We start from the raw sequence: 7,790 nt of genomic DNA on the forward strand, positions 1-7,790 counted from the left end.
AACGGCCATTGCCAAACGCGTCCCGACTTGCCAGCTTGGCGCTTAACGCAACACCCGCATGATTGCCGACTCCGATCCATCCATGCCCGACGACATGCAAACCATCGCCGTGACGAAGCCGGCGGCGGCTCCTCCGCCTGAAGCGGCGGTGATGGGCGCGAATCCGGATTCCTCGGTGCCCTTCGTCTTTGGCAAACGCATCGCCAAAGGCGGCATGGGCGCGATTCTGGAAGGTGACGACTGCAAGCTAGGGCGCAAGATCGCGGTGAAGGTCATGCTCGACCCCAATGCCAGCGCCGAGCAGACGCAGCGCTTCATTCAGGAAGCGGCGGTGCTTGGCAGGCTTGAGCATCCCAACATCGTGCCGATCCACGACCTTGGTCGTGACAGCGAGGGTTCGCTCTACTACACCATGAAGCTGGTGAAGGGCCGCACCTTGCAGGCGATCATCGACGATTTGCGCAAGAATGAGCAAGAGGCGCTGGAGCATTACACGCTCGACCGGTTGCTGACGATTTTCCGCAAGGTCTGCGACGCGCTGGCCTTCGCGCATGCCAACAACATCATTCATCGCGATTTGAAGCCGGAAAACGTGATGGTCGGCGAGTTTGGTGAGGTGCTGGTGATGGACTGGGGTATCGCGAAGATTCTCGACGGGAGCGCGGACACTCATGTCCGCTCTGTTCCGGATCCGAGCAGCGGGCAAGAGCGTCCGCTCTCCTCTACGGCCTCCCTCACCGCCACGCTAGACGGCGCGGTCATGGGAACGCCGAACTACATGAGTCCTGAGCAGGCGATGGGCAAGGTGAACGAACTGGATGAGCGCAGCGACATCTTCTCCCTTGGTGGCATCCTGTACGCCATCCTCACGCTACGGCCGCCGGTGGAGGGAAAAGATGTGTGGGAGGTGCTGGAGAGGGTGCAGACGGCCAGCATCACCGCACCGACGGCTTTCGGAACCACCATCAGCAGCAGAGCAAGGCCAGCCACGAACGGCACGGTGCTCGAATCGCAAAACCTCCCACCTTTACCTCACATGCCGGGCGGCCGTGTGCCCTCCGCTCTTTCATCTGTGGCGATGAAGGCTCTGGCCCTGGACAAGGCCAAGCGCTATCAGCACATCGCCGCCTTCAGCGCGGACATCGAGGCCTATCAGGGAGGCTTTGCCACGAATGCGGAGAATGCCGGCGTGATGAAGCAGCTCGCGCTTCTCATCAAACGCAACAAGGGCATCTTCACCACGGCAGCCGCAGCATGGCTGCTCGTTACCGGGCTCGCGGTCTTGTTTGTTCTCAATCTCCGCGCCAAGGAGCAACGTGCAGTCGAGGCTGAGAGACGTGCCGTCGACACCCTGGCCGAAGTGGCCGCTCAGCGCGATGCAAAGGAGCAGGCACGCAAGGAGGCCGAGGCCATTTCCGATTTCCTGACCGGAGTGTTTCAAAGCCCGGACCCGACACGCGATGGCCGCACCATCACCGTAGCCGAGACGCTCGACAGGGCGGTGGGGAAGTTGGAGACCGAACTGGTCGATCAACCGGAGCGGCGTGTCGCTCTGCAATCCACTCTTGCAGGAACTTACCTGGCCCTGGGACTTTACAGGGAGGCCATTCCACTGCTGGAGCAAATCCGCGATCATCGGCGGACCGCACTTGGTCCGGAGCACGTGGACACACTCGCGGCCATGTATCTCCTCGCACGCGCGACCTTCCATGCCGGACACTGGCCTGAAGCGCTCAAGATGCGTGAGGAGGTTTTGGAGATGCAGCAAAAAGTGCTGGGGCCGGAGCATCCTGACACACTTGCCACGATGCACGAACTCGCCTTTTCATACCACAAGGCTGGTAACGGGAAGAAAGCCATCGAACTGCTCGAACAGGTGCTCACTCTCCGCCGCAAGGTGCTGGGCGGAGAACATCCGGACACGCTCGCCACCATGCACACGCTCGGGGACATTTATCAGAGGTATGGCCGCCGGAAGGAAGGCTTCGAGTTGTTCGAGAAGACATTGGAACTGCGTCAGAAGGTGCTCGGTCCCGAGCACCCCGACACACTCATGACCATGCATTACCTGGCACTCACCTATCGAATGTTTTGGGACGCAACGATGGGCCCCAGCCACTGGGAGCTTTCCCCGATAAAACTCCAGGAGGTGTTTGAACTGCGGAAAAAGGTGTTGGGCCCCGAGCATCCTGACACGCTGATGACCATGTTTTATCTCTCGCACCACCGCGGAGGCCCCCAGGGCCTGAAGATGCAGGAGGATCTGCTGCAACTGCGGCTCAAAGCACTTGGCCCCAAGCACCACGACACGCTTCTCGCAATGATCCTGTTGGGAAACACCTACCGGAAGCTTGGCAGATTCGAGGATGCGCTCAAACTGCACGAGGAACTGCTCCCCCTGCGCCGCGAGGTGAGCGGGGACAAGCACAGCACCACAATCGACGCCATGAAGGCTCTGGCTGAAACCTACCGGGCCATGGGTAAACCAGAGAAAGCAGCCGCTTTAGAACTCCAGTTCCGACAATCTGGTCGCTGAGATCCACGGAGGGCGAGCCGATGTTCTGCAGATGAGTTGGGAGAAGATCAAGCTCCTCTGTATTCACCTTGAAACCCAGCGCGTCCTGCGGCACTAAACCCGCCCCTCTTACCCACCATGTCCGCCGAACGCAAGACCCTCGAAGAACGCGCCCAGATGTCAGACATTGACCGTCTGCGTCACTCCTGTGCCCATGTGATGGCCACCGCCATCTTGCGCCTGTGGCCGAACGCCCAGTTCGCCTACGGCCCGCCTGTGGAGAATGGCTTCTACTACGACTTCGATCTGCCGGATCACCGCATCACGCCGGACGACTTCGAGAAGATCGAGGCGGAGATGAAGAAGATCGCCAAGGAGAACCAGAAGTTCGAATGGAAAGGCGTGAGCCGCGACGAGGCGATCGCCCTCGCGAAATCCGGCCGCCTCGGTGGACTCACCGAACGCCCGGGGAATCCGAGCACTTTTAAACTCGACCTGCTGGAAAAGATTCCCGAGGGCGAGCAGATCAGCACCTTCCAGAACGGCGATTTCATCGACCTCTGCGCCGGTCCGCACGTCGGCTACACGTCGAAGTGCAAAAACGTCAAGATCATGTCCGTCGCCAGCGCCTTCTACATGGGCGACGAGACTAAGCCACAGCTCCAGCGCCTCTACGGCACGGCTTTCCCGACGAAGGAGGAACTCGACCAGCATCTCGTGCAGCTCGAGGAGGCGAAGAAGCGTGACCATCGCAAGCTCGGCAAGGAACTAAAGCTCTTTCACATCGACGAGGACGTGGGCCAGGGTTTGATCCTGTGGACTCCGAATGGCGCAACGCTGCGCCAGGAACTGCAAAACTTCATCAGCGAGGAACTGCGCAAGCAGGGCTACTCGCAGGTCTTCACGCCGCACATCGGCAAGACGGTGCTCTACAAGACCAGCGGCCACTTTCCCTACTACAAGGACAGCCAGTTCTCGCCCGTGATCGAGAACGACGATCTCACCAAGATCATCAAGGAAGGCTGCGGCTGCTGCGAGATGATGGAGCGCCTCGGCGCTGTGTCCGCGAAGCTGCGCAGCCAGCTCAACGAGCGCGTCGGCACCGAAGTCGTGACCGAAGACCGCGTGCTGCCGGACGACAAATTGCTCGACGGCTTCCTGCTGAAGCCGATGAACTGCCCGCATCACATCAAGATCTTCGACAGCCAGCCGCGCAGCTATCGCGACCTGCCCGTGCGCCTCGCCGAATTCGGCACGGTGTATCGCTGGGAACAAAGCGGCGAGCTCAATGGCATGACCCGTGTCCGCGGCTTCACGCAGGATGACGCGCATCTCTTCTGCACCGAAGAACAGGTCGCCGACGAAGTGCTCGGCTGCCTCTCGCTCGTGAAGATTGTGCTCAACACGCTCGGCATGCACGACTACCGCGTGCGCGTCGGTCTGCGTGATCCTGACAGCAGCAAGTTCACCGGCGATCCCGCCAAGTGGGATGCCGCCGAAGAGGCCTGCCGCAAAGCCGCCGCGACGCTCGGCGTGCCCTTCACCGAAGAGCCCGGCGAGGCCGCGTTCTACGGTCCGAAGATCGACTTCGTCATCAAGGACGTCATCGGCCGCGAATGGCAGCTCGGCACCGTGCAGGTCGACTACGTCCTGCCCGTGCGCTTTGATCTGAGCTACATTGGTCCGGACAACAAGCCGCACCGTCCCGTCATGATCCATCGCGCGCCCTTCGGCAGCATGGAGCGTTTCTGCGGCGTGCTCATCGAGCATTTCGCCGGTCACTTCCCGGCCTGGCTCGCGCCGGAGCAGGTGCGCGTGCTCACCATCAGCGAGAAGGCGGACGCCTTCGCCAGCGACGTCTTCGCCCAGCTCAAGGCCGCCGGCCTGCGCGCCACCTTCGACAACGCCGCCGACAAGATCGGCGCCAAGATCCGCAACGCCCAGCTCGACAAGGTCCCCTACATGCTCGTCGTCGGCGAGAAGGAAGCCGCCGTGCAAAGCGTCGCCGTCCGCCACAGCAAGAAAGGCGACCTTGGCGTCAAGCCGATCGCCGACTTCATCGCGGAGATCACCGATGAGGTGAAGGAGCGCCGGCTGTAGTTCAGCGTAGAGTCCGCGACTCCGTCGCGGTAATCAGTTCCTTGTTCTTGGTTCTTCGTTCGGGGTTGGTTGGGAATCCTTCCGTGTATTCCGTACGTTCCGCAGGCCGCTGTTTCCGAGTTCTGTAGTACCGGCTTTAGCCGGTCCGGAACTGGAAGCGTCGACCACCGTGGACAGCTCCTGCGCGGCTGGCCCGGTCTTTTCCGTGTCGATCCTTTTGGGAAGTGCATGGAAAGCCTTCTGGTGCTGCTGTTCATCTACCTCTGCTACCGCTTCACCTTCGGCCGTCCGAGCCGGAGCTATTTTCGGGTGCTGCGGGAGTAGCAGGGGGCGGGCGACGAGCAGACCACACTGGTGTGTGACAGGCCGCTCACTGCTTCAGGAACTTCGCCCGATGTGCTGCGAGGAATGCGGGATCGGGAAGCACGGAGTCGTCTGGCAGTTCCAAGGCTTGGCCTTCATAGGCTGCGAAGTTTTCCTTCACGGCACGCTGTGACATCTCATCGCGAAGCCGTTTGGAAAGTAGCAGGCACAGGTTGTCATCGAAGGAGATCAGATAACGGTCAAACGCCGCATCATGAAGGCGGGAGAGGCAGAGGCCGTTGCGCACATTCAGTCGTTCATTCGCATGGGTGCTCCAAGGCAGGATGTGGGATGCGATGAGAAGTTCGCGGACGCTCAACGAAGTCACACTGCAGCATCCGCCAAAGTTGTTCAGAACCGCGTTGCGAAAATAATCCTGACCCAGCCGGATGTTGACCGAACCCGTGGTCGTGGTGGGGCCGGAGGGCGGAGGTTTGGTGATGCGGATGCCCTGCTTGGGAAGCACTTCGATTTCAGACTCCGGCCCCGCTTTCATCAGCTTGCGCAGGGCTTCCTCGCTTGAAGGAACCGCTTCTACAAGATTGGCATGAAACTCCTTCCACATGTCTTCATCGAGCCTGCTGGCTCCCGACAGACCTTTGATGCCACGGAGCTTCAAAGCCGGATCAAGCGAGGCCAGATTGCAAAGCTTCATCGCCACGCTGCTCGCCGTTCGCTCCAGTTTCTCGGCCAGCTTGATGATGGTCGGATTGGCTTTGTGCATCAGTCCGAACCGCAGCTTGTGATAAACATTCAACACGATGAGCAGCTCGTGACGGGTCCAGTTTTTTCGTGCGGCCATGCCAGGAAACTAAAGCGGCCGGTCGTTGTGGGAAAGTCATGACTCCTGAATTCGATGAACGTGAACCCCGAGCCGGCGTCAACGCCTCCGGTATGGACACGACCCATCTTCGATCGGGATTTTGCATCTACATCGACACGCTCTGCCAAGGCGCGGTGCCTGCGGTCAGTGATGGCGAGCGTTACACCGTGTTTGAAACCGAATTGGAGGCGCAGAAAGAAATCGCTGATCACCTGATGACGCGACTCAGGCAATTCCTTGAGGGCGAACGAGACTTTGAGGACGCCATCACCACCGAGGAATTCGTCGTTCCTGTGACGGTGCATCCGGACGGCGTCATCACTGACGAGAATGGCGGATGCTTCAGCGTTCGGGTTGAGTGAGGAGGTTCCGGCGAGTCGTGCGCTCGGTCGTTGCCCCTTCGTTTCAACCGGCTGGATCCGAACGACTAAAGCTCAGCGACCCGGCCCGCGGGACGCCATGATTGCAACCGCGACGCTCAAGCCGGGTTCGCTGCAGCGCATGGTTAGGCGACGTTGTGTGTCTCATCTGAACCTCTCCGACAAAACCTGACAACACGCTCCGAAATCTCACGTAACGTGTCAAAGTAAACTCTACCTCCATCCGGCAACTGCGGAACGATGCGCGAAAGACTCTGTGCGCAATCACTGAGAACCTCTAGCCGCTGCGAATCAAGCGAGCGCGCCGAATCACTAAGAAACGTGTCAATGCAACCTGCCGCCGATGAGTCGAGTAAACCCAAACACCCGCCGTCGAACTCCTCGCCAGCCAATCCGGGTGGAAAAGGTCTACTCAGATGCTCTTTCCAAAGCTGCTGTATGGATGCGAACTCGGACATGAGGTGCGAAAGTCGCCTAACGTCGAAGTCATCCTACGCCTGACCGAGGGCGCGCTCCGACTGCGGGGTTGATGGTGGAATGGTCATGAGAAATTGAACTCGCGGCGGGTCAGGCGTTAGGATCGACGCCTTGTTAGCCCTTGGATTTGTTGCTGGCTTCTAAGGTTGCTAAGAGCATACGAAAATCGCCCTCATCCTCAACATCGGTGAGGCGCAATCCTTCGACCATACCAGCAATGCTTCGCGCCAGGAGGGACTCATCCGTCTCGGTTCGAGAATACTCGCCCAGCCCGATCATGACCTGCCGCGTATCGGCGTCAGTGAAAACAACTTCAGCTCCATCTGCTGCGGGATCGTCAGTCAACCCGATGAGGAAGTTCTCGAAGCCGGGATCCGATAGATCGAGTGCCTCAATCGCGCACTCCAGTTCAGTGAACGCTGGACGGATTCGTCGCATCGCCTTCCCGAAGAAGCGATCTCGCGATGCGATGCTGATACCGAGCTTCATTTTCTTGGGCTAACAGTGTGGATGGTTAACAGATCGTGAGGTTTGTCAGCAGCTTTATCGCCAACGATTTTGTCGGAAAAGTACGGCCTAGGGTGCTCATGGATGTTGTTTTTCCCTCCTATGCCGTGGATGGGCAACAAAAATGTGGCTTTGCAACGGCATAGGAGGGTAAATTTCATGTGTGACTATTCCATGGGTCCAATAGGGCGCTCCAGTGGCTGGTTCCGGAAGGATCTCCGGTTCTGGATTCCGGGAGGCCGGTGGGCGGGGAGAAGGGAGGCGGCAGCTTCGAGCCGATTATTTGGTGAATTATTTCCGCTCACGGAGCCGGTTGGGAGGATGTGAGTAAGCAAAATTATACAATTGTTTGGCTCCCAAACCCTAGCCGGGTGTGGCATGATTCTAAGCATGGGATCCAATCATCTCCCTGACAACGGGCCAATGCCGGTGACCAGCCGGATTGGCAAAGTGCTGCGCAAACTCCGTGAGGAGCAGGGCCGTTCCCAGGAGGAGACCGCGAGGGCGGCGGGCATCTCGCCCATGGGCCTGCACTTCATCGAGACCCAGCAGCGCTACCCGACGCTGGACACGGTGGAGCGCCTGTCCAAGGCGCTGAACAAGCCGCTGGCGGTGGTCGTGGTGG

General features: G+C 59.5%; 6 protein-coding genes. 4 read left to right on the forward strand and 2 right to left on the reverse strand.

Going from position 1 to position 7,790, the window contains the following annotated elements:
• Positions 1 to 58 precede the first annotated feature (58 nt).
• Together KDL09_RS14640 and thrS are read left to right on the forward strand one after the other, a co-directional pair.
• Positions 59 to 2,536 (forward strand): tetratricopeptide repeat protein, encoded by a 2,478-nt coding sequence (locus tag KDL09_RS14640; RefSeq protein ID WP_294386474.1) that lies wholly within the window; start codon positions 59 to 61, stop codon positions 2,534 to 2,536.
• A gap of 117 nt (positions 2,537 to 2,653) precedes the next feature.
• On the forward strand, positions 2,654 to 4,615 hold the full coding sequence (gene thrS / locus KDL09_RS14645; RefSeq protein WP_294386477.1) for a threonine--tRNA ligase: 1,962 nt from the start codon (positions 2,654 to 2,656) through the stop codon (positions 4,613 to 4,615).
• Between the two features lie 370 nt (positions 4,616 to 4,985).
• Here the strand turns inward: thrS and KDL09_RS14650 are convergent, their stop codons facing one another.
• Positions 4,986 to 5,780: an HNH endonuclease gene (locus tag KDL09_RS14650; protein WP_294386480.1), complete on the reverse strand. Its 795-nt coding sequence runs from the start codon at positions 5,778 to 5,780 to the stop codon at positions 4,986 to 4,988.
• Between the two features lie 38 nt (positions 5,781 to 5,818).
• Between KDL09_RS14650 and KDL09_RS14655 the strand changes: the two genes are divergently transcribed.
• Positions 5,819 to 6,163: a hypothetical protein gene (locus KDL09_RS14655; RefSeq protein ID WP_294386483.1), complete on the forward strand. Its 345-nt coding sequence runs from the start codon at positions 5,819 to 5,821 to the stop codon at positions 6,161 to 6,163.
• A 609-nt stretch (positions 6,164 to 6,772) separates the two neighbouring features.
• On the opposite strand, the gene KDL09_RS14660 is transcribed toward KDL09_RS14655, so the two are convergent.
• Positions 6,773 to 7,147 carry a hypothetical protein gene (locus KDL09_RS14660; protein WP_294386487.1) on the reverse strand — a complete coding sequence of 125 codons (375 nt, stop codon included), beginning with the start codon at positions 7,145 to 7,147 and terminating at the stop codon, positions 6,773 to 6,775.
• A gap of 408 nt (positions 7,148 to 7,555) precedes the next feature.
• On the opposite strand from KDL09_RS14660, the gene KDL09_RS14665 reads away from it, so the two are divergent.
• The coding region (locus KDL09_RS14665; protein ID WP_294386489.1) for a helix-turn-helix transcriptional regulator at positions 7,556 to 7,790 on the forward strand (235 nt) is incomplete at its 3' end.

This window comes from Prosthecobacter sp. (assembly GCF_020439865.1).
GTDB lineage: Bacteria > Verrucomicrobiota > Verrucomicrobiia > Verrucomicrobiales > Verrucomicrobiaceae > Prosthecobacter.

Bases quoted from the DNA above. Each gene is read 5' to 3' on its own strand.
- KDL09_RS14655 (WP_294386483.1), top strand. From the start codon at position 5,819: ATGACTCCTGAATTCGATGAACGTGAACCCCGAGCCGGCGTCAACGCC.
- thrS (WP_294386477.1), top strand. From the start codon at position 2,654: ATGTCCGCCGAACGCAAGACCCTCGAAGAACGCGCCCAGATGTCAGAC.
- KDL09_RS14650 (WP_294386480.1), bottom strand. From the start codon at position 5,780: ATGGCCGCACGAAAAAACTGGACCCGTCACGAGCTGCTCATCGTGTTG.
- KDL09_RS14660 (WP_294386487.1), bottom strand. From the start codon at position 7,147: ATGAAGCTCGGTATCAGCATCGCATCGCGAGATCGCTTCTTCGGGAAG.
- KDL09_RS14640 (WP_294386474.1), top strand. From the start codon at position 59: ATGATTGCCGACTCCGATCCATCCATGCCCGACGACATGCAAACCATC.